The following is a 25,657-nucleotide window of genomic DNA, read 5'->3' on the forward strand; positions in this document are numbered from 1 at the left end:
ACCACCGTCGTCAGGCGCTCTCCCCGCCGATGCGACGGATCAACTTCGCCACCACCGAGGACACGACCAGCCAGAACAGCGCCCCGAGACCGTAGTTGACGAGCACCATGAGCTTGGGGTCCTCGGGCAGGAACAGGTCCTCGAATCCGAGCGAGACGACGTCCGAGGCATCGGCGACGAACGACACGATGCCGTTGTCCGAATTGCCCTCACCCACCACGAACAGCACGTGGAGGACAAGCACGAGGGCGGCCAGCAGCCCCACCCAACGGACGAGACCCGAAAGTCCCCGGACGACCGCGCCACGGACCGCACGCCAGTCGACGGAACGGGTGGCCGGCGACTCCCCCGACACGGGATTCTCACCGTCCTCGCGCAGGTCGTCGTCGATGTGATGTGCACCCATGGGCAGCAGTGTGTCACGGGGGGCCCGCGGAAAGCTACGCACGAGTAGCCGCTTGGCCGACCACCTGATAACAGTTCGGACACTCCCCCGACTGTTGCGTCGAACGCATTCCTCACTAAGCTGGCCGCGTGGCGTTCGCGCTCCTTCTCCTTCGCTGCCGCGACGGGGCCTGATCAGACCGGCTCCCCGTCGCGGGGGTTTCGTGATGCCGCCGGTCGTTCACGATCCCTACTCACAGCGATCAGGAGTTTTCTTCGGAATGAGCACGTCCGAGCCTCAAACCCCGTCCCACAGCCGTATCCGGAAGCCCTCGCGCCCCGCCCCCGCCGACCAGCCCTCGTGGAACCTCCAGCGCGGCTCGTCGATGCCGTATCACCGCTACCGCCCCTGGTACCGGCTGGTCGAGGACATCTCGCTGCCCGATCGCACCTGGCCGGACAAGCGCATCGAGCGCGCTCCGCTGTGGTGCGCGGTCGACCTGCGTGACGGCAACCAGGCGCTGATCGACCCGATGTCGCCCGCGCGTAAGCGCAAGTTCTTCGACCTGCTGGTACGCATGGGCTTCAAGGAGATCGAGGTCGGCTTCCCCGCCGCGAGTCAGACCGACTACGACTTCGTCCGCGAGATCATCGAGGACGAGGCCATCCCCGACGATGTCCGTATCCAGGTGCTGGTGCAGTGCCGCCCCGAGCTGATCGAGCGCACGTTCCAGGCCCTGGAAGGCGCACCGCGCGCCATCGTGCACATCTACAACTCGACGTCGATCCTGCAGCGCCGGGTCGTGTTCCGCGAGGAACGCGAAGGCGTCAAGAAGATCGCCACGCAGGGCGCCGAGCTCGTCCGGGAGTACGCGGCGAAGTACCCCGACACGGACTTCCGTTTCCAGTACTCCCCCGAGTCGTACACGGGCACGGAGCTGTCGTACGCCGCCGAGGTGTGCAACGCGGTCACCGAGATCTGGCAGCCGACGCCGGAGAACCCGGTGATCGTGAACCTGCCCGCGACCGTCGAGATGGCCACCCCGAACGTCTACGCCGACTCCATCGAGTGGATGAACCGCAACCTCGAACGGCGTGACTCGGTGATCCTGTCGCTGCACCCGCACAACGACCGCGGCACCGGCATCGCCGCCGCCGAGCTGGGCTACCAGGCGGGCGCCGACCGCATCGAGGGCTGCCTGTTCGGCAACGGGGAGCGCACCGGCAACGTCGACCTGGTGGCGCTGGGCATGAACCTGTTCAGCCAGGGCATCGACCCGCAGCTGGACTTCTCCGACCTGGACGAGATCAAACGCACCGTCGAGTACTGCAACCAGCTCCCGGTGCACGAACGCAGCCCGTGGGCGGGCGACCTCGTGTTCACCGCGTTCTCCGGCAGCCACCAGGACGCCATCAACAAGGGCTTCAACGCGCTGCACGAGGCGGCGGCCAAGGCCGGGGTGCCGGTGGACGAGTACCCATGGGAGGTCCCGTACCTGCCGATCGACCCGAAGGACGTCGGCCGCACCTACGAGGCCGTCATCCGCGTGAACTCGCAGTCCGGCAAGGGCGGCATCGCCTACGTCATGAAGACCGAGCACCAGCTCGACCTGCCGCGGCGCCTGCAGATCGAGTTCTCGAAGACCATCCAGCGGCACACCGACACCAAGGGTGGCGAGGTGGACCCGCAGACGATGTGGGAGGCGTTCGCCGCCGAGTACCTGGAGCCGAACACCCCGCTGGAGCTGGTCAAGCAGCACGTCAGCGCCAACGGCGACTACGAGCTGACGGCGACGATCCGCCTCGACGGCGAGGAGCAGGACGTGGTGGGCCGGGGCAACGGTCCCATCGCGGCGTTCTTCGACGCGCTGGCCACGGTGGGCTTCGACCTGCGGCTTCTGGACTACAGCGAGCACACCCTCACCCCCGGCGACGACTCGAAGGCCGCGTCGTACATCGAGTGCGCCATCGGTGACAAGGTGTACTGGGGTGTCGGCATCGACCACTCGATCATCACCGCGTCGCTGCGGGCCGTGGTGTCGGCGGTGAACCGGGCTCACCGCTGAGGTGGTGATCACGGCACGGCGGTCCTGAGGAAGGCGTCCCCGCGTCGGCGGCGTTGGATGGCGGTGTGGACGACCTATCGCTGCTGCTGCTCTTCGCCGTCGCCGTCGTGCCGTTGGTCCCGACGGAACTGGCCTTGATCACGATGGGGGTCACCGCCGCGAACGGTGGTGACCCCCTTCCACTTGTGGTGCTCGTGGCGGCGGTGGGCTGTCTGCTCTGCGACGTCGGCCTCTACGCGGTGGGCTGGTTCGGTGGAGCGCGCCTGGTCGACCGGCTGCGGGCCCGTCCCTCCGTCGCCGCCTGTGCCCACTGGATCACCCGCCACCTCGACACCCGTGGTGTGGCGATCCTCGTGCTCGCGCGCTGGCTTCCCGCCGGAGGCACCGTGGGCGCGGTGCTCGCCGGTTCGCTGCGCTGGTCGAGGCGGAGGTTCCTCTGCGCTTCCCTGATCGGGGTGTCGCTGTGGTGTGCGTACACCGGCGGACTCGGCTACCTGGGCGGCGCGCTGCTGGAGCAGTCACGGTTCGGCATCGTGCTCCCCGTGGCTTGCGCGCTGTTGGCGGCCTTCACGATCACGACCGTGTTCCGGCGCACCACGTCGTGGTCGGCGCGGGCATGATGACGACGTGAGAGCGGAACGTCTCGTGGCCCTGCTGTTCACCCTCCAGACTCGGCGTAGTGCCACGGTGGCCGAGCTCGCGGAGGCCCTCGGCGTTTCGCAGCGCACCATGCACCGCGACCTCGCGGCGCTGTCGGCGGCCGGTGTTCCGCTGTGGACGGAGCCGGGCCGGTACGGCGGGGTGCGGCTCGTGGAGGGCTGGCGCACCCGCCTCGACGGGCTGACCACACGCGAGGCCGTGGCGATCTTCGCGTTGGGCGCGCCGAGGGCCTTGGCCGAACTCGGGTTGGGAACCGCGATCACGGGCGCGCACGCGAAGGTGACGGCCACGCTGCCCACACCGCTGCGGGAACAGGCCCGGCGCGTCGCACAGCGGTTCCACCTCGACGCGCCGGGCTGGTTCCGCCGGGAGGACGACACCGAGCACCTCGCCGACCTCGCGACCGCCGTGTGGGAACAACGGCGAGCCCACCTCCGCTACCGCCGCGACGAGTGGACCGTGGACCGCGTCCTCGATCCGCTCGGTCTCGTGCTCAAGGCGGGCGTGTGGTACCTCGTGGCGCGTGTGGACGACGACGTGCGCACCTACCGGGTGGCCCGTGTCAGCGGTGTGGAGCTGCTGGACGAGACGTTCGACCGTCCCGACGACTTCGACCTCGCGAGCTGGTGGCAGCGATCGTCGACGAGCTTCGAACGCACCCTGCAACGAGTACCGGTCACCGTGCGCCTCAGCCCGACGGGGATGCGGATGCTGCCCGCCGTCCTCGAAGCCGACATCGCCGTCACCGCGCTGCGCGACGCCCCGCCGCCCGGCCCCGACGGCTGGACGGAACTCGAACTTCGGCTGGAAAGCCCCGAGATCGCGGCGGGCCAACTGATCGGACTCGGGGCCGAGGTGGAAGTCCTCGGCCCCGCCTCCGTACGTTCCGCGTTCGCCGACATCACCAGGCGTATGCTCGAACGCCACACGCCGTGAGCGGGGACCCGGCTCAGCGGTAACCGGTGGGATCGGCGGGTTTGCCCTGCTGCTCCACCTCCATCATGTAGCGCCACCCGTCGGGGCGGCTGCCGTCGACGTCGTCGATCTCGTAGATCCGCGCCAACTGTCCACTGCTGAGCGTCTGTCCGGAGAAACGCGACTTCTCCTCGTCGGCGGCCAGGGCCGCCACGGTGCGGCCCACGAACGTGGGCGTTTCGGAGATGCAGAAGTGGGGCTGCAAGGCCAGGGCGTCCCGCCAGTTCTCCTCGGTGACGCCGAACTCGGCGAGCATCGCCTCCGAGCGAATCCAGCCGGGTGTGAAGGCCACGGCCGTGCACCCGTACTCCGCCGTCTCGGCCGCCTCGCCGATGGCCAGGGTGTGCGCGGCCGTCTTGGCGACGTAGAACGCGAGTGTGGTGCCCTCGCGGTAGGTCGCGTTGTACTCGGCCGTGCCGTCGGTGAGTTCCACGACGAGCCCGCCACGTCGCCGAAGCACCAGCGGCAGCAAGAAATGAGCCGTGATCAGGTGGGCGTCGATGCCGAGCCGGATCATCCGCAGGCTCGACTCCAACGGGTGCTCCCAGACGGGCTTGCCCCACCCGAGATGGGCGTCGCCACCCCACACGCCGTCCACGAGGACGTCCAGCCCACCGTGCTCGGCGTCGATGCGCTCCGCCAGCGCCCGTACCTGCTCGGGTTCGAGGTGGTCGACCCGCACCGCGGTGCCCCTGCCTCCCGCCCGTTCGATCAGCTCGACGGTGCCCTCGATGGTCTCCGGCCTGCCGACCTCCGACCGATGCTCCCCGGAGGTGCGGCCCGTGACGTAGACGAACGCGCCCGCTCGCGCGAGTTCCACCGCGATGGCCCGGCTCGCGCCCCGTGTCCCGCCCGCGACCAGGGCGACCTTGCCGTCCAACGTGCCTTTCCGATCGTTCATGCCCTCACGGTGCCCACAAACCCTGCCACCTACCGGCAGGGTTCACGCGACCACTTCGTCGGCCTCGGCCCGCAACGCGGCGAGCACCGCCCCGACGGCGGGTCGGGTGGCCGCGCCGAGTCTCGACACCGTCTCCACCAACCGGGCCGCCCGGATACCGGCGAGTTCCTTACGCACCACGCGGCGAGTGTCCACGGTGTAGCGCGGCAGCAGCGCGATACCGTGTCCCGCCGCCACGAGCGCCTCGGTGATGCGGAAGTCGTTGATGCGGTGCACCACGCGGGGCCGCACACCCGTGCGCACGACCAGCGACCGCAACACGTCGTCCACGGGGAAGCCCACGTCGACGCTGATCCACGGTTCGTCGGCCAGCTCGTGCGGCTCCACCCGTTCCCGCTCGGCCAGCCGGTGTCCGAACGGCAATGCCACGTCGAGTGGTTCGCGGAGCAGGAGCACCGCGTCCAACCGGTCGGAGGCGAACGGCTCACCGTACTCGTCCCGGTGAGCGACCACCACGTCGAAGTCGGCCACGAGTTTCGGCACCTCGTGCGGCGCCATGTCGACGTCGCGCACCTCCGCGTCGAGGCCGGGATGCGCGGCGAGCCGGTCGAGCAGCCCCGGCAGCAGCAACAGCGCCGCCGACGGGAACAACGCCACCCGCACCCGGCCCCGCGGCGCGCGGCGGTAGGAGTCGAGTTCCGCCTCCGCCCGCTCCACGGCGGCGAGCACGTCGTCGGCCCTCGCCACGAGCGCTCGACCCGCGTCGGTGAGGCGCAATCCCCGCCCGGACGGTTCGGTGAGCGCCACCCCCACCTCACGTTGCAGGGCCCGCAGTTGTTGGGACACCGCCGAGGGCGTGCAGTGAAGGGCGGCCGCGGCGGCGGTCACGCTGCCGCGATCGGCGAACTCGCGCAACGTGCGCAGTCTTGTCACGTCCACTCGGGAAGTGAAGCAGAACGCGGCCCCGACACGCAGGAGATCATGAAAGACTACTTCACGGTAATTACAGAAAACTTCGCTGGTCCTTCACGCTCGATCGAGTGATGCTGGAGGCGTGCCAACTCGTGATCGGTTGCTCGCCGTCCTCACCGCCGTGCTGTGGGGCTGCAACTTCCTCGCGATCCACGCGACCCTCACGCACTTCCCGCCACTGCTCGCCGCCGGGGTCCGCTTCCTGCTCGTCGCCGTGCCCACGATGCTGTTGGTGCCGTGGCCGAAGGTGAAGCTGCGGTGGTTGCTCGGCTACGGACTCGGCTTCGGCACGCTCCAGTTCGCGTTCCTGTTCGTGGGCATGGACACCGGTATGCCGACCGGGCTCGCATCCCTGGTGTTGCAGGCGTCGGCGCCGTTGACCGTCGTGCTCGGCGCGCTGCTGCTGCGGGAACAGCTGACCGCCCGGCAGGTCGTCGGCATCACGCTCGCGGTGCTGGGCATGGCCGCCATCGCCTGGCAGCGAGCCGAACACGCGGCCCTGTTGCCCGTCGTCCTCACCCTGCTCGGCGCATTGAGCTGGGCCGTGGGCAACCTGTGCGCGCGCAAGGCGGAGGCACCGAACCCCTTGCACTTCACGCTGTGGTCGTCGGTGGTGCCCCCGATCCCAATGTTCGTGCTGTCACTGGTGTTCGAGGGTCCTCGGGCCCAGTGGCAGGCGGTGTCGACGGCGTTCACGAGCGAGGCCCTGCTCGCCCTCGCGGGGCTCGCCTACGTGGTGGTGTTCGGCACCGTCGTGGGCTCGGGAATCTGGACCACGCTCATGCGCCGCAACCCGGCGAGCACGGTGGCGCCCTTCTCGTTGCTGGTCCCCGTCGTCGGGCTGACCCTCGCGTTCGTGGTACTCGACGAGCGTCCGACGCCGGTGGAGATCGCAGCCTCCGTCGTCGTGGTCGGCGGGGTGCTACTGGGTTCGCTGCCCCGCCGACCACGACGCGGACGGACTCACGCCGTCACGGGCTCCTCCGCCGCCGGTTCCGAGCGCGGCGACACGCGGCCCGCGAGGATGTCCTCGGCGTAGTGGCAGGCCACGCGGTGGCCGTCGCCGACCTCGCGCAGCTCCGGGCGCTCGGTGTCGCACAGCGTCTCCTGCCGCCACGGGCACCGCGTGTGGAAGCGGCAACCGCTGGGTGGGTCCGCCGGCGAGGGCAGGTCTCCCGACAGCAGGATCTGCTCCCGGCTGTCCTCCACCACCGGGTCCGGCACCGGGATGGCCGACAGCAGTGCCTTCGTGTACGGGTGGAGCGGCTGCTCGTAGAGGGTGTCCGCGTCGGTCTCCTCGACGAGCGCACCGAGGTACATCACGCCGATGCGGTCGGAGATGTGCCGCACCACCGCGAGGTCGTGGGCGATCACCACGTAGGTGAGCCCGAACTCCTCCTGGAGGTCCTCCAGCAGGTTGATCACCTGTGCCTGCACCGAGACGTCGAGCGCCGACACCGGCTCGTCGGCCACGATGAGGTCCGGCTGCAACGCGAGCGCCCTCGCGATGCCGATGCGCTGCCGCTGCCCGCCCGAGAACTCGTGCGGGTACTTGCGCAGCGCGGATTCCGGTAGGCCCACGGCCGACAGCAGCTCCTTGAGCCTCGCCCTGGTCTCGGCCGGGTCCTTGTCGAGCCCGTGGGCGCGCATGCCCTCCACGAGCAACGACTCCACCGACTGACGCGGGTCGAGACTCGACAGCGGGTCCTGGAAGACCATCTGCATCCGCTTGCGCATCGACCGCAGCGCCTCGCCCTTGAGCGACGACAGGTCGACACCGTCGAAGGTGATCGTGCCGTCGGTGGGATCGGTGAGCCGCAGGATCGCTCGGCCGAGCGTGCTCTTGCCGCAACCCGACTCACCCACGAGTCCGTAGGTCTCCCCGCGAGCGACCCGCAGGCTCACCCCGTCCACCGCGTAGACGTGGCCGACCGTGCGATCGAGCAGCAGCCCACGCTTGATCGGGAAGTGCACCTTGACGTCGTCGAGCACCAACAGGTCGTCGCCGGGGCCCGAGGCGGCCGTGGTCCGTGGCGTTTCGTCGGTCATCGTGCTCCCTCCGCCACCGTGACCTCCACCGGGTTGTGGCACCGCAGCATTCCGTCCTTACGACGGCCGTCGGCCACCAGCTCGGGCGCGCTCGACCAGCACGTCTCGACGTGGTTCGGACACCGCGGGGCGAACGCGCAGCCGGTCGCCCACGGGATGTTGTCGGCCACCGACCCCTTGACGGGCACCAGCCTCTCGCCCCTCGGCGCGTCGAGCCGGGGGATGGACGCCAGCAGTCCGTGCGTGTAGGGGTGGCGAGGCTCGGCGAACAACTCGTGGCGGTGCGCGCGTTCCACGATCCGACCGCCGTACATCACGTTGACCTCGTCGCACAGGCCCGCGACCACACCGAGGTCGTGCGTGATCATGATGAGCGCCGTCCCGGTCTCGGACACCAACTCGCGCAGCAACGTGAGGATCTGCGCCTGAATGGTGACGTCCAACGCCGTGGTCGGCTCGTCGGCGATCAGCAGCTTCGGCGAGCACGCCAGCGCGATGGCGATGAGCACGCGCTGCCGCATCCCGCCGGAGAGCTGGTGCGGGTACTCGTCCACGCGCCGCTTCGGGTCCGGGATGCCCACCCGACCCAACAGGTCGACGGCCTCGGCTTTCGCCTGCTTACGCGTGAGCTTGCGGTGCCGCAGCAGCACCTCCGTCAACTGCACCCCGATCGTCACCACCGGGTTGAGCGACGACAACGGGTCCTGGAACACCATGCCCAGATCGCGTCCCCGCCGCTCGTCGAGCTGCCGTTGGGTCAGCGTCAGCAGCTCCTCGCCCTCAAACGACACCGAGCCGCTGATCCGCGCGGTGCGCGTGGGCAACAGGCCCATGATCGCCAGGGAGGTGACCGACTTGCCGCAGCCGGACTCCCCCACCAGCCCCACGGTCTGTCCCGGTTCGACGTCGAAGGAGATCGAGTCGACGGCCTTGGTCGGCTGCTCGCCCTTGCGGTGGAACGTCACCGACAGGTCGCGTACTTCCAGCAGAGCCATGCCATCACCGCCGTTGCCGAGGATCGAGGGCTTCCCGCATCGACTCGCCGACGAGCGTGAAGCCCAGGGCCACCACGACGATGCAGGCCGCGGGCCAGAAGGCCAGGTGCGGCTGCGTGTCGAAGTAGTCCTGTGCCTTGCCGAGCATCTGCCCCCACTCCGGGATCGTGTCGTCCGCGGCCCCGAGGCCGAGGAACGACAGCGCCGCCGCGTCCAGGATCGCGATCGCGAGCACGAGGGTGGACTGCACGATCACCGGCCCGAGCGAGTTCGGCAGGATGTGCCGGAACACGATCGCGCCGCGCTTCACGCCGAGCGCCCTCGCCGCGAGCACGTGATCGCTCTCCCGCACCGCGAGCATCGTTCCGCGCAACAGCCTCGCGAAGATCGGCACCTGCACGATGGCGACGGCGAGGATCACCGAGAACTGTGTCTGCTGCACGAACAACGCGCCGATCGACACGGCCAGCAGCAGCGACGGGATCGACAGCATCACGTCCACGACCCGCATCACCACGGTGTCGACCCAGCCGCCGAACGCACCCGCGAGCGTGCCCAGCACCAGGCCTCCGCCGAGACCGATCACCGTGGCCAACAACGCCACCATGAGGGTCTGTTGCGACCCCAGCAGGATGCGCGACAACAGGTCGCGGCCGTACTGGTCGCCACCCAGCGGATGTCCCGGCTGCGGAGGCGGGATCTCGTTGCGGGCGTTGGACACCTGGTCCTCCAGCAACCGCAACCCCGGATCGTGGGGAGCCAGCCACGGCGCCAGCAACGCCAGCAGCACGAACAACCCGATGATCGTGGCGCCGATCAGAAACAGCGGGTTCCGCCGCAACCGGCGCCACGCCGACTTGGCCAGGCTCAGCCCCTCGGCCCCCGACGCACCGGTGCCGTCCGGTTCGAGACCGCCCGACACCCCGCCCGCCGTGGCGGCGAGCTCGTCGATCTTCGTTGCACGCGAGGCCATGTCACGCCCCCGCTTTCTGCGCCGTCCGGATACGCGGATCGATCAGCGCGTACGACAGGTCGACGACGAGGTTGACCAGGACGTAGGAAGCCGCCCCGGCGATGATCACCACTTGGAGCACGGGGAAGTCCTTGCGTTCGAAGCCGAGCGCGAGCGCCTCGCCGATGCCGTGCCAGGCGAACACGGTCTCGGTGAGCACCGCACCCGACAGCAGGGAACCGGTCTGCAGACCCACGGTCGTTACCACGGGAAGCATCGCGTTGCGCAGGATGTGGCGGTCGCGGATCACGCGCTTAGTCAGGCCCTTCGAGCGGGCCGTACGCACGTAGTCCTCGTCCATCACGTCCAACACGGACGCCCTGGTGATGCGGAAGATGACCGCGAAGGGAATCGACGACAGCGCGATGGCGGGCAGGATCAGGTGCACCAACGCGTCGAGCGCCGCGTCCCACTCCCGCGTCAGGATGCCGTCGAGCACGAAGAAGCCGGTGACCCTCGTGGCGTCGATGCCGACGGTCTGCCTGCCGCCCGTGGGCAGCCAGCCGAGTTGGATGGCGAAGAGCCACTTCAGCAAGAACGCCAGGAAGAAGATCGGAACCGAGATCCCCACCAGCGACCCGAGGATGCCCATGTTGTCCAGCCACCCACCGCGACGGCGGGCGGACAGGTAACCGAGCGGGATCGCCGTGATCAACGCGATGAGGATGGCGGCCAGGGCGAGCTCGACGGTGGCGGGGAACCGCTCGAGGAACAGTTCCAGGGCCGGCTTGCCGGGAGAGACCCCGATGGAGGTCCCGAAGTTACCCGTCAGAGCACGTTCGAGGAACGCGAAGTACTGAACGAAGATCGGGTCGTTCAGACCGAGCTCTTCCGTCAACTGCGCACGGCTCTCCGCCGTGCCGCGGTCCCCCAGGAGGGCCGAGACCGGCCCTCCCGGGAGTGCCCGCAGCCAGGCGAAGAGCAGAACCGAGAGAACGAACAGGACGAGTACGAGTTGCAGCACTCGTCGAATTGCGAACCGGAGCACTGGTCAGCTTCTACTCCGCGACAGTCACCGTCGAGAACTCCTCCTTGGTCAACGGACTGGCCACCAGTCCCTCGACCTCGGGGCGCACCACCAGCGCGGGCGGCGAGTGCGACAGCGGGATGGCGGGCAGGTACTTGGACATCATGTCGCGGTTGATGTCCCGGTAGGCCGCCTCGCGCTCCTTGGCGTCCACGATGCTGTCCGCGTCGTCCAGCGCCTTCGCCAGGTCGTCGCCCCAGGGCGAGCCACCGGTGTAGAACTGGTTGTCCGTCGTCCCGAAGAAGGTGCCGATGAAGTTGTTCGGCGAGTTGTAGTCACCGGTCCAGCCCAGCAGGAACAGTTCGGCCCGCGCCGACTCGACGTCGTCGGTGTAGCCACCGGCCCAGGGCTTGCTGACCGGCTTCACGGTGATGCCGGCTTCCTCCAGGTCCTCCTTGATCGCGCCGAAGATGGCCTCGGGGTTCGGCATGTAGGGCCGCGTGACCTGGGTCGGGTACCACAACTCGACGGTCAGGTCGGAGTATCCGGCCTCCTTCAGCAACTGCTTGGCCTTCTCGACGTCGTGCGGGTACTCCTGCACGTCGTCGGCGTAGCCGTCGACCGACGGCGGATACATCTGCTTCGCGACCTCGGAGTCCTCCGGCATGATCGAGGACACGAGGGTCTCCCGGTCGATGGCGTACGCCAGGGCCTGGCGGACCTTCAGCTCCTTGAGCGCCGGGTTGTTCTTCTGCGTGATGCCCAGGTACAGGATGTTGAACGGTTCGCGGATCTCGACCTTGAAACCGGCCTGCTCCAGCGCGTCCCAGTCGGACGGTGACGGGAAGTCGTAGCCGTCGATCTCGCCGGCTTCCATGGCCTGCTTGCGCGCCGTCTCGTCCGGGATGATGCGGAAGATCAGCTTGCTGAGCTTCGCCGGCTCACCCCAGTAGTCCTCGTTGCGCTTGAGCGTGATGGTGCCGTTGGCCTCGTCGTAGCTTTCGAACACGAACGGCCCGGTGCCCGTCGGGTGCTGCCGCGCGTACTCCGAGAACACGAAGCTGTCGCCCTGGGCCTTGACGTCGTTCGCCTTGTACTCCTCCATCGCCTTGGGGCTCTGCATGGCGAACGAGTCCTGCGTCAGCATCGTGGGGAAGTCGGCGGTGTACCGGGTGAGCTTGAGCTGGACGGTGTACTCGTCCTCGACCTCGCAGCCCTCGTACAGCGACGGCTTCTTCCCGTCGGCGAATCCGCCGAAGTTCTCGGTCCAGTAGTACGCCAGCGCCGGGGAGGAGCCCGCGCCCTCCTGGTTGTACATGCGCTCGAAGTTCGCGCACACGGCCTCGGCGTCGAACGGCGTGCCGTCGTGGAACTTCACGCCTTCCTGGAGCTCGAAGGTCCAGACCGTGCCGTCCTCGTTCGACTCCCAGCTCTTGGCGAGCTCGGGTTCGAGCTCGACCGTACCGGGCTTGATGCCGACGAGGTTTTCGAACATCTGCCGCGTCACGCGGAACGTCTCGCCGTCGGAGGCGAAGAACGGGTCGAAGTTGGACGGAGCTCCCGTGGCACCGAAGACGAACGTGCCGCCCTCTCCACCGCCTCCGCCGTCACGCTCGGACTCGGCACACGCCGTGAGCGAGAACGCGAGCGCGCCCGCGACCCCGATCACGGCCAGGCGGCGTGGTCGAGCCACCCGTGATTGGAGCATGTTGGCCCCCTTGAGCAAAGGCATCGGTTCAAGGTCACGTACCCGGAAGAGGTACGCGGATGGTGGCAGACCATATCGGTTATCGGTCGCTCACTTAAGACCTTGACGTCAGGATTGTTGTTCGTCTCAACCCTTGGTTGCCGCGTCCCACGCGGCGCGGCCCCTGACTTCCGGAGGGCCGTCCGCCCCCGTCGACGAAGGTCGAAAACCGCGCGGGCCTCGACTTTCTGCCATTGCGGACGGTTACGTGTGGGTCACCCGATCGAGCGCATACCACCCGAAGGGTTCAGGGCGAACGGATTTATCACAGTTGGATAACCACGCACGTTACAGTGTGCGAAACTACCGGTTCATCACTCTCGGTAACAAACTTGACACACGACTCCGGGACGGGAAGAAGACGCGTGGTCCCAACCGGTGGCGTCACTCGGCCGTCGCAACGGCCTCCCAGCCGCCCCCACGCGGCCGGATCACGTCGTCGGCGTGGTCCCGAGCTCCGTCCACAACGAACCAGCCGTCCTCGAAACGTTGCCACGCGGCGAGCATCGGCCTGCACCTCTCACCGTCCCGAGCCACCGCCCGCTTCAGCCGCTGCCCGCGGTCGGGAACCTCCACCCAGCACAACCGCGTCAGGGCGGGCCGGACGGAGGCCCGACCCGACGACACGCCCTCCACCACGAGCACGTCGGGCACGGGCACGTGGACCGTCGCACCCGGACGGGGCTCGCCGGTGGTCCAGTCCCAGGCGCGGTAACTCCCCGGCCGCCCCTCGGCGAGCCGGTCGAGCACCGCGGCGAGTCTCGGCCACCACGACACCGGGTCGTCCCAGGTGGCGAAGTCGTCGGTGCTCACGAGCCCGACACGGCGCCCACGTTCGCGCAGACTCGCGACAAGCGTGCGCGCGAACGTGGACTTGCCGGAACCGGAAGGGCCGTCGACGGACACGAGCCTCACCGCGCCGAGCCGAGCGGGTGACGCCAGTACCGCGTCGGCGATCCGGTCGACGACCGGGTCAGAGCTCACGACGGCCGGACAACGCCCGCCCGAGAGTGAGCTCGTCGGCGAACTCCAAGTCACCGCCCATCGGCAGCCCGGACGCCAACCTGGTCACCGTCAGGCCGGGGAAGTCCTTGAGCATCCGCACGAGATACGTCGCCGTGGCCTCGCCCTCGGTGTTCGGGTCGGTGGCGATGATGACCTCGGACACGTCGTCGGTACCGATGCGCGCGAGCAGTTCCTTGATCCGCAATTGGTCGGGCCCCACCCCCGACAAGGGATCGAGGGCTCCCCCCAGCACGTGGTAACGCCCCCGGAACTCGCGGGTGCGTTCCACCGCGAGCACGTCCTTGGGCTCCTCCACGACACAGATGACGGTGGTGTCTCGCCGCGGGTCGGAGCAGATGCGGCACCGCTCCTTCTCCGAGACGTTGCCGCACACCTCGCAGAACCGCACGCCTTCCCGCACCTTGCCGAGCACCTCCTGCAGCCGCGCGATGTCGGCCGGGTCGGCACCCAGCAGGTGGAAGGCGATGCGCTGCGCGCTTTTCGGACCGATGCCGGGCAACCGCCCGAGTTCATCGATCAGATCCTGAACGACGCCTTCGTACACCGTTATCCGGGCAATCCGAAGCCGCCGAGGTCGGGCATTCCGCCGCCGAGCCCACCGGCGAGAGGACCGAGCTTCTCCTCGGTGAGTCGCTGCGCGTTGCCCATCGCGTCGCGTACGGCGGCGACCACGAGGTCGGACAGCGTCTCGGTGTCGGAGGGGTCGACCACCTTGGGATCGATCGACAGGCTCTTCAGTTCGAGACTTCCGCTGACGGTCGCGGTCACCAGGCCACCGCCCGCGGTGCCGGTCACCTCGGCGTTCGACAACTCCTCCTGCGCCGCGACGAGCTGCTCCTGCATCTTCTGCGCCTGCTGGAGGATCTGCTGCATATCGGGCATTCCGCCGCCGGGTTGCACCATGATGTGGCTATCCGATCCTTTTCGTGGTCATTGCGTGGGTTGTCACACCCGCCCCCAGCCTAGCCGCACCGAGGCAGGTGCCCCCGTGTGTGGTTGCGCCGGGTCGGCCGGAACTCTCGACGCCCGAATCAATCGATCGGCCGACCGCCGAGGTGCTCGGTGATCAGGTTCCGAGCGCGCGTCTCGGGGTCGATCGGCTCGGGCTCCTCCTCGTCCGGCGGATACGGCTCCTCCTCCGGTTCGGGTGGCAGTGGGATGTCCGGCTCGGAGGTCGCGACCCGCGGCCGCGGCGCCTCGGAATCACCCGGTCCGGCGGAACCCGAGGGCCGCTGATACGTGCGGGCCCTGCCGGGCTGCTCCGCGCGAGGCGCCTGACGCGCCCCGGCGGCCGGCGGTGAGGAGGGTCGCCCCTCCACCGCCGACAGAGCACTGGGGTGCACGCACCGCACCGTCCACTCGCCCGAGACGACCTGGGCCAGCGCCCGTGCGATGCAGTCGACGTTGCGAGGCTCCGAAAGCCGCCGCACGAGAGGTTGCGCCGGATGCGTGAGCACCACGGTGGTGCCCTCGACACTGTGCACGGTGGCGCCGGTGAGCAGGGCCTCGGTGCTGCGGCTCATGGTCCGCACGGCGGCGAGGACCTGCGGCCAACACTGACGCAGTCCCGCGACGTCCACCCGGCCCGGCGTGCTCTGTGGCGACGCGGCGTCAGCCGCGGGTCGCGGGGCCGCGGCGGGTGGTTCCGGCGTCGCGGCCGCCGGTGCCGCGGCGGGAGCGGGGTCGCCGTCACGACGCGGCTGCGGAGTCTCCCGTTCCCTCGCGGCCCGCTGGGACGGCCGCTCGAACACCCGCTCGGACCCCGACCGTGCCGGTTCCCGTCCTGCGGGCGGGTCGGCCGGAGCCGTCCGGTTCGCCTGCGGCGCGGCGGGCGCTCCGGCCGCGAGCCGGCGTTCCAGCCGTTCGAGCCGCTGAAGCGTGGCCCCGGAGTCGTCGGAGACCTCGGGCAACAGCATCCGGGAGCACAACAGTTCGAGCACCAGCCGCGGCGACGTGGCACCGCGCATCTCCAGCAGACCGTTGTGCAGGATCTCCGCGTAACGCGTGAGGGTGCCGGGCTGCAGGTTCTGCGCCTGAGCCACCATGCGCTCGATCTGTTCCTCCGGCGCCGAGACCATGCCGTTGTGCGCCGCCTCCGGTACCGACCGCAGCAGGATCAGATCCCGCAGCCGGTCGAGCAGGTCGGAGGCGAAACGGCGCGGATCGTGTCCCGCCTCGGCGAGTCGGTCGATCGTGCCGAACACGCCCTTGGCGTCGTCGGCGGCCAGCGCGTCCACCATCGCGTCGAGCAGGGCCGAGTCGGTGACGCCGAGCAGCGCGACGGCGCGCTCGTAGGTGACCCCCTCGGGGCCCGCCCCGGCGAGCAGCTGGTCCAGCACCGACTGGGTGTCTCGTGCCGAGCCACCGCCCGCGCGAATCACCAGCGGGTACACGGCGGGCTCCACGCGCACGCCCTCCGCGGCGACGTTGCGTTCCAGCAGCTCGCGCATGGCGCTCGGCGGAATGAGCCGGAACGGGTAGTGGTGCGTCCGCGAACGGATGGTGGTGAGCACCTTGTCCGGCTCGGTGGTGGCGAAGATGAAGATCAGGTGTTCCGGCGGCTCCTCCACGATCTTCAGCAGGGCGTTGAAACCCTGCGGGGTGACCATGTGGGCCTCGTCGATGATGAACACCCGGTAGCGCGACTCGGCGGGCGCGTAGAACGCGCGGTCGCGCAGCTCGCGAGCGTCGTCGACCCCGCCGTGGCTGGCGGCGTCGAGCTCGGTGACGTCCACGCTGCCGGGCCCCTCGGGGGCAAGTGCCCGACACGGTCCGCACTTGCCGCACGGATCGGGCGTCGGCCCCTCGACGCAGTTGAGCGAGCGGGCCATGATGCGCGCGCTCGACGTCTTCCCACAGCCGCGGGGCCCGGAGAAGAGGTAGGCGTGGTTGATGCGGCCGGCGGCGAGCGCGGTGCGCAGAGGTTCGGTGACGTGCTCCTGCCCGACGACCTCGGCGAAGGTCGCCGGCCGATACTTGCGGTACAGCGCTAGAGCCACGTCGCGAGCGTACCGGCAGGTCCCGACGATGTGCCCGTCACCCGAGTCCCGCGAGAAGCCGGGAGCACCCCGGGAAAAGAAGGGGACCCCCGCACCCGTCAGAGCCTGCTTATCCTTGCTGCCTTCCGGCCCTGGGGAGGTTCACAGGGTGAACGCCGCGGGGGTCCGTCAACCAGTCTAGGCCATCCCGGCCGACCGCAGCGAGGCCGGGGCCCGTCGATCACGAGTCACGAGGGCGAGTTCACCGTGGCAGGTCGAACTGCCCGGCCTTCACAGCCTTCAGGAAGGCTTCCCACTCGGAGTGGCGGAACACGAAAACCGGACTCTCTGCCAGCTTGGTATCGCGTACGCCGACCTTGTCGTCGGCGAGGTTGACCTCGACGCAGTTCCCCCCGTTGGGTTCACTGGCGAAGGACTTACGCCAGTTTCCGGGGTCGAACCAGTCCACGGCCGTTGTCGGATCGTATTCCTTGTCGCCGACATAATCGACCATCGCCTACCTCCGCGCCTGGTGCGGGGAGACCCGCAGCCCTGTCGCCGACCTCGCGATTCCTTTGTCACAGGGCCAAGACCCCTCGAACGGATGCGTCCATCCGTGCGACATTCGAACTCGCGGGTCGACAACACGATTATTCACGAACTAGGATTATTACTAGTGGGTACGGATAACCACGGGCGAGCGGGGTCGATCTGTTGAGAGATCGGCAACAACTCTGGGGGATGGAGTAAGGCATGGCCGTACGACTTGACGTGCAACCACTACCGACCGAAAGGCCGATGGGGGACGTCGAAGCCGAGGACGCGACCGAGCCGCGTCGTAACAGGTGGAACCTGAACCTCGTCAAGCTTTCGGCCAGGAAGAAGTCCACGTCCCTGCTCTTCGTCGACGACCCGTTCGCACTGCGCTATCTCTGTCGAGCCTGAGACCTCGGCTCCCGAACCGCGATCACCGGGCACGCCTCGCGAAAGACCCGAACCTCCCCACCACGTCGTGGGTCAGTCGAGCGCCTCGCGATACTCCTGCGCGACCTGCTTGAGGAACTGTCGGGTCTCCTGACGTTCGAGAGCCGCGCCGCGAAGCCGGTCCCACGCGTCGACGAAGATCTGGAAGTCCTTGGCGTCGTCGAGGTAGAGGCCTCCCGCGGAGTGCTCGACGTAGACGAAGTCGCGGGTGCGGTCGAGGAACCGCATGATCGTGAAGTCGTTGGGCACCGAGGCCAGCTTGGCGTCGAACGGCAGGACGTGCACGTACACCCGCTGCCGCTGGTCCAACTCCAGCATGTGCTCGATCTGGTCGAGCATCACCGCGGGAGCATGTCCACCGGGAGCCCGCCGCAACGCCGCCTCGCTGATGATGAAACGGTAGTAGGGCGGTTGCGGCTGGTCGAAGACCGCTTTGCGGTCGAGCCGATTACGCACCAACGCGGTGATGTCGGTGGCCCCGTACTCGGTGAACTGCTTGAGCATGTAGTGCTCGGACTGCAGCGGACCGGGGATGCGCTCGCAGTGCCACGTCATGATCTCGGCCGCCGCGGGTTCGAGATCGGTGAACGTCCGGAACCAATGCGGTACCACCGAGCGGTAACCGGACCAGTGGCCGCGCTGTCCGGCGGTGGACCTGGCCATGTCGAGCAGGGTCTCGGCCTCTTCGCCCGTCACGCCGTACGCCTCCAACATCCTGCGCACGTCGCCGAGCTTCGCGCCGACCGCGCCCGACTCGATCTTGTTGACCTTCCCCTGGGTACAACCGAGGATCTCGGCGACCTGCTGCTGGGTGAGCCCTGCGGACCTACGGGCGTGGCGCAGTTCGTTACCGAGCTGTTTACGACGGGAAGTCACGGTGCTGGCCATGGCGCAGTGACGTTACCGCGTTCGACCGCCAGGGTGAAATCACCTCTCCGGCTGGCTCTTGATCTCCCTCCGGCGACGCTGAGCAACCACCGAATCCGCCGTTGCCGCGTAGGGTCGGATTATGACCTCCCAGACGGCCAGAGCAGACATCGGTGTCACCGGCCTCGCGGTGATGGGACGCAATCTCGCCCGCAACCTCGCCCGTCACGGACACACCGTGGCCCTGCACAACCGGACGGAACAGCGCACCCGCGACCTCGTCGAGAACTTCGGTTCGGAGGGGGAGTTCATCCCCACCTACTCCGCCGAGGAGTTCGTCCGCGCGCTGGAGCGGCCGCGCAAGCTCGTCGTCATGGTCAAGGCGGGCGCCCCGACCGATGCGGTCATCGACGAGTTCGCCCCGCTGCTGGAACCGGGGGACATCATCATCGACGCGGGCAACGCCCACTTCTCCGACACGCGTCGCAGGGAGGCCGCGCTCCGCGAGCGGGGGCTGCACTTCGTGGGCACCGGTGTGTCCGGCGGCGAGGAAGGCGCCCTGCACGGCCCCAGCATCATGCCCGGCGGCTCGGCCGAGTCGTACGAGTCACTGGGCCCGCTGTTCGAGGACATCGCCGCCAAGGTGGACGGCGCGCCGTGCTGCACCCACATCGGTCCCGACGGCGCGGGGCACTTCGTGAAGATGGTGCACAACGGCATCGAGTACTCCGACATGCAGCTCATCGCCGAGTCGTTCGACCTGCTGCGAAACGCACTCGGCTTCGAGCCCGCGCAGATCGCCGAGACCTTCCGCGGGTGGAACACGGGGCGGCTCGACTCCTACCTCATCGAGATCACCGCCGAGGTCCTCGCGCACACCGACCCGCGCACCGGCAAGCCGTTCGTCGACGTCGTCGCCGACCGGGCGGAGCAGAAGGGCACCGGCCGCTGGACCGTGCAGAACGGGTTGGAGCTCGGCGTGCCCATCACGGGTATCGCCGAGGCCACGTTCGCCCGGTCCCTGTCGGGCCACGTCGGGTTGCGCGAGGCGGCACGGGGCCTGGCCGGTCCCGGCCGGTCCGGGACCACGACCCGAAAGGGCGTGCCCGACAGCTTCGCCGACGACGTCGAGCAGGCGTTGTACGCCTCGAAGGTGGTCGCCTACGCCCAGGGGTTCAACCAGATCCAGGCGGGCAGCGCCGAGTACGGCTGGAACATCGACCTCGGCGCGGTGGCCGCGATCTGGCGCGGCGGTTGCATCATCCGGGCCAAGTTCCTCGACGACATCCGCGCCGCCTATCGCGCCGAGCCCACGTTGCCCACCCTGCTGACCAGCGGCGAGTTCCGCAGCGCGGTGGAGGAGGCCCAGGGCGCGTGGCGGTCCGTGGTGTCCACCGCCGTGCGGCTGGGCATTCCGACGCCCGGATTCTCCACCGCGCTGGCGTACTACGACGCGCTCCGGGCCGAACGGCTCCCCGCGTCGCTGATCCAGGCCCAGCGCGACTACTTCGGCGCGCACACCTACCGCAGGGTCGACCGCGAGGGCAGCTTCCACACGACCTGGGCCGCCGAGCCACGCGTGGAACACGAGGTCTGACCGGCGGCGCGGGAAACCGCTAGCGGATCGACTCGATCGTCAGCGACCACAACACCGTCCCGGCCTCGACACCGGGCAGGTGGTTGCCTTCGAGCGCAACGGCCCTCGCTCCCAGGAACTCACCGGTGCTCGGATGCACCACGATCTCACGTCGCTGTCCGGTGTCAGCGTCGTCGATCCCGATGGCCACGCCATCGGTGTCGGTGTCGTACTCCACCCGGCCGTTTCGGACTTCGATCATCGAGACGTCCTCGGCCGTGACGTGCACCCCCGGCAGCGAGGCGAGCTCCCGGTACATCGCCGCCCGCACCCGCGCGGGCACCACCCCGGTGCTCAAGGCGCGGATCGCGGTGTCGAACACGTCGTCGCCGCTGTCGCGCACGCCGACGCGCCAAGGCGTCTCCCGCGCTCCGGGGAGGAGGCCGTTCAACTTGCTCAGAGGTCGCTCCTCGTCCCCGAGCTCCCGGTACAGCTCGGGCCGATACCAGCCCTGCGAGTCCACGCAGTCGCTTGAGTCCCGCCCACGGCTGCTGGCGCAGAACGCCCCGGCGAAGTCCATCGCGTCGGGATCGAGGCCGTGTCCGGGGTCGCGTCCGAGCCATCGCGGTCTCGTCATGACTTCCCCGTGGACCCTCCAGACACGCCCGTCTTCCGACCTCATGTCCGCCACACGCGCCTGCCCCATCACCCAAACTCCCTGCTGGTCCTCGACCACGTGGGACAGGAACTCGTGCTGTCTCAGCCGGGCCGGAAAGGCCAGCTCGGTCGAGGGACGGAGCTCGGCGGCCAAGGCCGCGCTCTGCAGGAAGCTGGCCGCGTTGATCACGTCCCAGCCCGTGGGCGGGGAGGGCGCCACCTGCTCCGACGCCCGCCCGGCGGAAAGCATGGTGTCGGTGTCGTCCGGGAGCAGGGACGGAGGAACGACGACCGCGGCCGCGACCGCCGCCGCGGCGGCGGCCACCGGAACCCACCGGCGAGCGGGCAGACGCGGGAAAATCCCTCGGAAGACCCGTCGCGACCGTTTCACCGATTCCGCCCGCGCCGCCTCCAACACCCGCACGCGAGCGTCGGCCAGCTTCGGTGGGGCGGCACGCAGCTCGTGACGGAATTCCCGCAACGCCTCGTCAAGGGCCGCGTCCGAGGCCTCGGGCCCCCCGAATCGGTTCTCGTCCTTCACCGTCGCCCTCCTCTCCCGGCCTCCCGCTCCTGGAGGGCCAGGGCCTTCCGAAGCGCCCGGCGGGCGCGGTACAGCCGGGATCGCACCGTTCCGGCGGGCATGTCGAGTGCCTGCCCGATCTCGGTGGGAGTCAACTCGGCCCACGCCGACAACAACAGGACATCGCGGTCGAGGCGCGACAGCCGCGCGAGGCTTGCCGCCAACCGACGAGTGCGCTGCTGAGCGTCCACCCGCTCGGCGACCCGTACCTCGACCGCTTCGACAGCCGTCCCGGCGTCCCCGACCATTCGCGCGGTCGCCCGCAACCCCCTCAGCTCCTTCCTGGTATGTCCCCTCAACACGTTCGTGGCGATGCCGTACAGCCACGGACGTACCGGGCCTCGGCACGGGTCGTACGTCCCACGCTTGCGCAACGCCAGCAGAAACGTCTCCGCGACGAGGTCGTCGGCGACATGCCCCCCGACCCGCCCCGCGAAGTACGAGCGCAACGCGGCCGCGTGCGTGTCGAAAAGCCGAGTGAAGAGCTCCTCGGGATCACCACCCGCGAGATCGGGGTGGGAGTCCTCCCGTTCGTTCGCGCTTCCCCGCTCGGCGCGGTTCTCGACCAACACGTCCACACCGGCACTTGGCCGTTGCCACCACTTGCGTTGCCGAGGAACACTGAACATGTGCTCTATATCACACCTGAAGGGGTGAACGGCAACGCGCGTTCCCCTTGTGGACAACACGGGTCATGTCGGCAAACAGCTCAAGGAACCGACGGGCGCTGGGCGTCGTCGCGGCGGCGCTCATCGGCTTCGTCACAGGGATCATCGTCGCCATTCTCGGCGCCCGGATGGCGCCCGCGGTCTTCGAGGAGAACACTCGCGAGGCCGCCGACACCTCCGACCACTTCCCGCAGCCCCCGGCGCAGCTCCTCGACCACGAGTTCGACGACGTCGGCGTGGTGGTCTTCGACCGCACCCGGTCGCGGATCACCGTGGCGTACAACGCCGAGGAACAGTTCACCTCCGCGTCGCTGGTGAAGTTGCTGATCGCGTTCGACGCCCTGGAACGGGGTGCGTCCGAGTCCGACGTCCACGTCATGATCGCGGAAAGCCACGACGCCATCGCGGGACAGCTCTGGGTTGAGGGAGACGGACCCGCGTTGGTCACCGAATGGGCGAACCGGCTCGGCCTGGACGGCACCGAGGCGCCCGAGGAGTGGGGCAAGTGGGGCGACACGCTGACCACGGCCGCCGACATGGTGAAGGTCTACCGGTACCTGTTGGAGGAAGCGCCCCCGCGAACCCGTGAGGTGGTGTTGGCCGCGCTGCGGGCCTCGACCCCGTACGGCAACGACGGCTTCTACCAACGCTTCGGGATTCCCGACGCGGCGGGAGGGCTGCCGGTGGCGGTGAAACAGGGTTGGGCGTGCTGCACCGACGAACGTGTGCTGCACACCTCCGGCCTCGTGGGAGACGACGACCGCTACATCGTCGCGGTGCTCAGCCGTACCTCGCGGGAGGTCGATAACGAGACCGTCTCCCGGAACCTGACCTCCTACGTCGCGCGGGTGCTCGACGCGGCCGGTGTGGACCGGGAATCGCCCCTTCCGACGAGAATCCCGGTTCGACCCCCGAACCACGGGTAACTCCGATGCCATGTTGTCTTCTATCGCGCGCGGCGCCGCGGCGGGCGCCGCGGGAACCACAGCGCTGCATGCCGCCACCTACCTGGACATGACGCTGCGGGGCCGTCCGTCGAGCAGCACACCTCAGCAGACGATCGACAAGATCAGCGAGGCCGCGGGAACGAAGATCCCCGGCGACCCCGAGCAGCAGGCAAGCCGCAAGTCCGGTCTCGGCGCCCTGCTCGGGATGGTCACGGGTACGACCGTGGGAGTCTGTTACGGCGTGCTGCACGGTCTCGGCTGGCGTCCCCCGGTGCTCGTGGGCGGTGTGGTGGCGACGGTGGCCGCGCTGGTGGGGGCGAACGCGCCCATGACGGTGCTGGGCGTGACCGACCCCCGGACCTGGAGTACGTCCGACTGGCTCAGCGACGTCCTGCCGCACCTGGCGTACGGCCTGGCCACGGCGGCCACCTTCGCGTTGATGGACGACAACCACCGAAGGCGGAAACTACGCAAACGAATGCGTCGCGCGGTCAAGGCGAGTGGTTCGGGCAAGCCCGCCCCCGTGCGCGCGCTCGCGGGCTGAGGCGGGTCGTCCGCCGCACGGACGGCCCGGTCACTCCCCCGCCAGCTCCCGCGCGGCCTCGGCCACGGACTCGGCGTCGATACCGGCGTGACGGAGTTGCTCGGCGGGGGTGGCGGACCCCGGCAGCGCCGAGACCCCGAGCTTGACCACCGTGGGCATCACGGTGGACTCGGTCAGCGCGTCCAGCACCGCGTCGCCGAGCCCACCCTCCGGCCAGTGATCCTCCACGGTGACGATGCGCCCGGTGTCGGCCGCCGCCCGCCGCAGCGTCGCCACGTCCACCGGCTTCAGCGAGTACAGGTCCACGACGCGGGCCCGCACACCGTCGTCGGCGAGTAGTTCGGCCGCCCCGAGGGCCTCGTGCACCGTGATGCCCGCGGCCACGATCGTCACGTCGTCGAACTCGGACGACCGCAGCACCTTGCTGCCCCCGACGGGGAACGTCTCCTCGGGCCCGTACAACACGGGTGTGTCGGCGCGAGTGGTGCGCAGGTACCGGATTCCGGAGTGCTCGGCCATCGCCGCCGTGAGGTGCGCCGTGGAGTTCGCGTCGCACGGGTAGAGCACGGTGCTACGCCACAGCGCCCGGAACGTCGCGAGATCCTCCAGCCCCATCTGCGAGGGGCCGTCCTCGCCGATGGACACGCCCGCGTGCGAGCCCACGAGGCAAAGGTCGACTCCGCTGACGGCGGCCATGCGGACGAAGTCGTGGGCACGGCTCCAGAAGGCGGCGAAGGTGGCGGCGAACGGCAGCCAGCCGCGCGCCGACAAGCCGACGGCCGTCGCCGTCATCTGCTGTTCGGCGATGTAGCACTCGAAGAAGCGGTCGGGGTGCTCGTCCGCGAAGTACGCGGTGCGCGTGGAGTCGCTGACCTCGCCGTCGAGCACCACCAGATCGGGACGCGCATGTCCCATGGCGGCGAGGGCCCGGCCGAAGGCCGTGCGGGTCGCCACCGACTCGCCTCGCTCGTACACGGGGATGGCCAGCGCTCTCTCCCCGCCGGGTGGGGAGGGCCGCTCGTACTCCGGGGCCGCCACCTCGACGCGGATCTCACTGCGCCCACCCAGCTCGGCGATCGCGGACTCGGCGTTCGGCACCGGTTTGCCGTGCGCTCCCTCGGCGTCCTCCACTGCGCGGACGCCCTTGCCCTTGCGGGTGCGGGCCAGGATCGCGGTGGGCCGCGCGCTCTCGGCGGCCTCGGCGTAGGCGGCGTCGATCCGGTCGACGTCGTGCCCGTCGATCTCGACGACGTGCCAGCCGAACGCGGAGATCCGTCGGGCGTACGTGGCGGTGTCCCACCCGTACCGCGTGGGGCCGCGTTGGCCGAGGCGGTTCACGTCCACGATCGCCGTCAGGTTGCGCAACCTCTCGTACCCGGCGTACTCGAACGCCTCCCACATCGAGCCCTCGGCGAGCTCGCCGTCCCCGCACAGGACCCACACCCGGAAGTCCCGCCGGTCGAGCCGTTCGCCCGCCAGCGCGATTCCCGCTCCGACGCCGAGTCCCTGCCCGAGCGAACCGGTGGCCACGCTCACCCACGGCAACGCGGGCGTGGGATGTCCCTGCAACCGGCTGCCCGACGACCGGTACCACCGCAGCTCCTCGTCGGAGATGGCTCCCGCCGCCACGTACATCGCGTACAGCAACGGCGACGCGTGTCCCTTCGAGAAGATCAGGTGGTCGTTGGCGGGGTTCTGCGCCGCCTCGAAGTCGTAGCGCAGATGGCGAGCCAGCAACACCGCCATGAGGTCGGCCGCCGACAGCGACGACGTCGGATGCCCCGACCCGGCGAAGTCCGCGGCGCGCACCGCGTCCACCCGAAGTTGCCTGCCCAACGCCGTGAGCATGTCGTGATCCACGGAGGCGACCGACATGGGTGTCGCATACCCGCTCCCACGTGCCCGGTAACCCGGTCACGCCCTCGACAAAGGAGCCCGGAGGGGCCCTGCTACCCTTCTCGGCGGAGGATTGGCCGAGCGGCCTAAGGCGCACGATTGGAAATCGTGTTGGGTGTAACAGCCCTCACGGGTTCGAATCCCGTATCCTCCGCTCGACGAAAGCCGGGTCCCCTCGGGGCCCGGTTTTTTCGTGTCCCACCACG

General features: G+C 69.2%; 25 protein-coding genes, 1 tRNA gene and 1 other RNA gene. 9 read left to right on the forward strand and 18 right to left on the reverse strand.

The window, feature by feature from the left end; translation table 11 throughout:
* Positions 1–10: 10 nt before the first annotated feature.
* Positions 11–406, reverse strand: coding sequence for a hypothetical protein (locus SACGLDRAFT_RS19545; protein WP_005466722.1), 396 nt, complete (start codon positions 404–406; stop codon positions 11–13).
* 259 nt (positions 407–665) lie between these two features.
* On the opposite strand from SACGLDRAFT_RS19545, the gene leuA reads away from it, so the two are divergent.
* The 3 genes from leuA (at position 666) to SACGLDRAFT_RS19560 (ending at position 4,046) form a co-directional block, all read left to right on the forward strand.
* On the forward strand, positions 666–2,450 hold the full coding sequence (gene leuA, locus SACGLDRAFT_RS19550) for a 2-isopropylmalate synthase (protein WP_005466723.1): 1,785 nt from the start codon (positions 666–668) through the stop codon (positions 2,448–2,450).
* A 65-nt stretch (positions 2,451–2,515) separates the two neighbouring features.
* Positions 2,516–3,070 carry a DedA family protein gene (locus SACGLDRAFT_RS19555; RefSeq protein ID WP_005466724.1) on the forward strand — a complete coding sequence of 185 codons (555 nt, stop codon included), beginning with the start codon at positions 2,516–2,518 and terminating at the stop codon, positions 3,068–3,070.
* Between the two features lie 7 nt (positions 3,071–3,077).
* Entirely contained in the window at positions 3,078–4,046 is a 969-nt protein-coding gene (locus tag SACGLDRAFT_RS19560; RefSeq protein ID WP_005466725.1) for a helix-turn-helix transcriptional regulator, read from the forward strand.
* A gap of 13 nt (positions 4,047–4,059) precedes the next feature.
* Here the strand turns inward: SACGLDRAFT_RS19560 and SACGLDRAFT_RS19565 are convergent, their stop codons facing one another.
* Together SACGLDRAFT_RS19565 and SACGLDRAFT_RS19570 are read right to left on the reverse strand one after the other, a co-directional pair.
* Positions 4,060–4,986, reverse strand: a complete 927-nt coding sequence (locus tag SACGLDRAFT_RS19565) for an SDR family oxidoreductase (protein WP_005466726.1) — start codon at positions 4,984–4,986, stop codon at positions 4,060–4,062.
* 42 nt (positions 4,987–5,028) lie between these two features.
* Positions 5,029–5,925 carry a LysR family transcriptional regulator gene (locus SACGLDRAFT_RS19570; protein ID WP_040919329.1) on the reverse strand — a complete coding sequence of 299 codons (897 nt, stop codon included), beginning with the start codon at positions 5,923–5,925 and terminating at the stop codon, positions 5,029–5,031.
* A 115-nt stretch (positions 5,926–6,040) separates the two neighbouring features.
* Between SACGLDRAFT_RS19570 and SACGLDRAFT_RS19575 the strand changes: the two genes are divergently transcribed.
* Complete coding sequence (locus tag SACGLDRAFT_RS19575; RefSeq protein WP_005466728.1) at positions 6,041–6,997, forward strand: EamA family transporter; 957 nt, start codon at positions 6,041–6,043, stop codon at positions 6,995–6,997.
* Here the strand turns inward: SACGLDRAFT_RS19575 and SACGLDRAFT_RS19580 are convergent.
* From SACGLDRAFT_RS19580 to SACGLDRAFT_RS19625, 11 genes are all read right to left on the reverse strand, one after another.
* Positions 6,922–8,007, reverse strand: coding sequence for an ABC transporter ATP-binding protein (locus SACGLDRAFT_RS19580; RefSeq protein ID WP_005466729.1), 1,086 nt, complete (start codon positions 8,005–8,007; stop codon positions 6,922–6,924). The two genes, SACGLDRAFT_RS19575 and SACGLDRAFT_RS19580, sit on opposite strands and share 76 nt — an antisense overlap.
* Positions 8,004–9,002, reverse strand: coding sequence for an ABC transporter ATP-binding protein (locus SACGLDRAFT_RS19585; RefSeq protein ID WP_005466730.1), 999 nt, complete (start codon positions 9,000–9,002; stop codon positions 8,004–8,006). Before SACGLDRAFT_RS19585 ends, SACGLDRAFT_RS19580 begins: the two co-directional genes overlap by 4 nt.
* Positions 9,003–9,006: 4 nt before the next feature.
* Entirely contained in the window at positions 9,007–9,975 is a 969-nt protein-coding gene (locus SACGLDRAFT_RS19590; protein ID WP_005466732.1) for an ABC transporter permease, read from the reverse strand.
* A 1-nt stretch (position 9,976) separates the two neighbouring features.
* Positions 9,977–11,002: an ABC transporter permease gene (locus SACGLDRAFT_RS19595; protein ID WP_005466733.1), complete on the reverse strand. Its 1,026-nt coding sequence runs from the start codon at positions 11,000–11,002 to the stop codon at positions 9,977–9,979.
* Between the two features lie 10 nt (positions 11,003–11,012).
* Positions 11,013–12,713, reverse strand: a complete 1,701-nt coding sequence (locus SACGLDRAFT_RS19600) for an ABC transporter substrate-binding protein (protein WP_040919331.1) — start codon at positions 12,711–12,713, stop codon at positions 11,013–11,015.
* A 399-nt stretch (positions 12,714–13,112) separates the two neighbouring features.
* Positions 13,113–13,712: a uridine kinase family protein gene (locus SACGLDRAFT_RS19605; RefSeq protein ID WP_005466735.1), complete on the reverse strand. Its 600-nt coding sequence runs from the start codon at positions 13,710–13,712 to the stop codon at positions 13,113–13,115.
* Positions 13,702–14,298 (reverse strand): recombination mediator RecR, encoded by a 597-nt coding sequence (recR, locus tag SACGLDRAFT_RS19610; protein WP_005466736.1) that lies wholly within the window; start codon positions 14,296–14,298, stop codon positions 13,702–13,704. The genes SACGLDRAFT_RS19605 and recR overlap by 11 nt, the downstream gene beginning before the upstream one ends.
* A 2-nt stretch (positions 14,299–14,300) precedes the next feature.
* Positions 14,301–14,657: a YbaB/EbfC family nucleoid-associated protein gene (locus SACGLDRAFT_RS19615; RefSeq protein ID WP_005466737.1), complete on the reverse strand. Its 357-nt coding sequence runs from the start codon at positions 14,655–14,657 to the stop codon at positions 14,301–14,303.
* A 128-nt stretch (positions 14,658–14,785) separates the two neighbouring features.
* Positions 14,786–16,753: a DNA polymerase III subunit gamma and tau gene (locus SACGLDRAFT_RS19620; RefSeq protein WP_005466738.1), complete on the reverse strand. Its 1,968-nt coding sequence runs from the start codon at positions 16,751–16,753 to the stop codon at positions 14,786–14,788.
* A 73-nt stretch (positions 16,754–16,826) separates the two neighbouring features.
* Positions 16,827–16,925, reverse strand: an RNA gene (gene ffs / locus SACGLDRAFT_RS21630) — signal recognition particle sRNA small type.
* 69 nt (positions 16,926–16,994) lie between these two features.
* Positions 16,995–17,246, reverse strand: coding sequence for a DUF397 domain-containing protein (locus SACGLDRAFT_RS19625; protein WP_005466740.1), 252 nt, complete (start codon positions 17,244–17,246; stop codon positions 16,995–16,997).
* Positions 17,247–17,485: 239 nt separating this feature from the next.
* On the opposite strand from SACGLDRAFT_RS19625, the gene SACGLDRAFT_RS19630 reads away from it, so the two are divergent.
* Positions 17,486–17,677, forward strand: coding sequence for a hypothetical protein (locus SACGLDRAFT_RS19630; protein ID WP_005466741.1), 192 nt, complete (start codon positions 17,486–17,488; stop codon positions 17,675–17,677).
* Positions 17,678–17,749: 72 nt separating this feature from the next.
* On the opposite strand, the gene SACGLDRAFT_RS19635 is transcribed toward SACGLDRAFT_RS19630, so the two are convergent.
* Positions 17,750–18,604, reverse strand: a complete 855-nt coding sequence (locus SACGLDRAFT_RS19635) for a helix-turn-helix domain-containing protein (protein WP_005466742.1) — start codon at positions 18,602–18,604, stop codon at positions 17,750–17,752.
* Between the two features lie 121 nt (positions 18,605–18,725).
* Between SACGLDRAFT_RS19635 and gndA the strand changes: the two genes are divergently transcribed.
* Positions 18,726–20,180 (forward strand): NADP-dependent phosphogluconate dehydrogenase, encoded by a 1,455-nt coding sequence (gene gndA / locus SACGLDRAFT_RS19640; RefSeq protein WP_005466743.1) that lies wholly within the window; start codon positions 18,726–18,728, stop codon positions 20,178–20,180.
* Between the two features lie 19 nt (positions 20,181–20,199).
* On the opposite strand, the gene SACGLDRAFT_RS19645 is transcribed toward gndA, so the two are convergent.
* A complete protein-coding gene (locus SACGLDRAFT_RS19645) occupies positions 20,200–21,357 on the reverse strand; it encodes a hypothetical protein (protein ID WP_005466744.1) in 1,158 nt (385 codons plus the stop codon).
* Positions 21,354–22,025, reverse strand: coding sequence for an RNA polymerase sigma factor (locus tag SACGLDRAFT_RS19650; RefSeq protein ID WP_005466746.1), 672 nt, complete (start codon positions 22,023–22,025; stop codon positions 21,354–21,356). Before SACGLDRAFT_RS19650 ends, SACGLDRAFT_RS19645 begins: the two co-directional genes overlap by 4 nt.
* A 65-nt stretch (positions 22,026–22,090) precedes the next feature.
* Here SACGLDRAFT_RS19650 and SACGLDRAFT_RS19655 point away from each other — a divergent pair, with 65 nt between their 5' ends.
* Positions 22,091–22,990 carry a serine hydrolase gene (locus SACGLDRAFT_RS19655; RefSeq protein WP_005466747.1) on the forward strand — a complete coding sequence of 300 codons (900 nt, stop codon included), beginning with the start codon at positions 22,091–22,093 and terminating at the stop codon, positions 22,988–22,990.
* Positions 22,991–23,000: 10 nt separating this feature from the next.
* The gene (locus tag SACGLDRAFT_RS19660) at positions 23,001–23,555 is read left to right on the forward strand and encodes a hypothetical protein (RefSeq protein ID WP_005466748.1); all 555 of its coding nucleotides are present in this window, start codon (positions 23,001–23,003) and stop codon (positions 23,553–23,555) included.
* Between the two features lie 30 nt (positions 23,556–23,585).
* On the opposite strand, the gene SACGLDRAFT_RS19665 is transcribed toward SACGLDRAFT_RS19660, so the two are convergent.
* Positions 23,586–25,430 (reverse strand): transketolase, encoded by a 1,845-nt coding sequence (locus SACGLDRAFT_RS19665; protein WP_005466749.1) that lies wholly within the window; start codon positions 25,428–25,430, stop codon positions 23,586–23,588.
* Positions 25,431–25,518: 88 nt separating this feature from the next.
* On the opposite strand from SACGLDRAFT_RS19665, the gene SACGLDRAFT_RS19670 reads away from it, so the two are divergent.
* Positions 25,519–25,605 (forward strand) — tRNA-Ser (locus SACGLDRAFT_RS19670).
* The last annotated feature ends 52 nt before the right edge of the window (positions 25,606–25,657 follow it).

This window comes from Saccharomonospora glauca K62, from assembly GCF_000243395.2.
Taxonomy (GTDB): domain Bacteria; phylum Actinomycetota; class Actinomycetes; order Mycobacteriales; family Pseudonocardiaceae; genus Saccharomonospora; species Saccharomonospora glauca.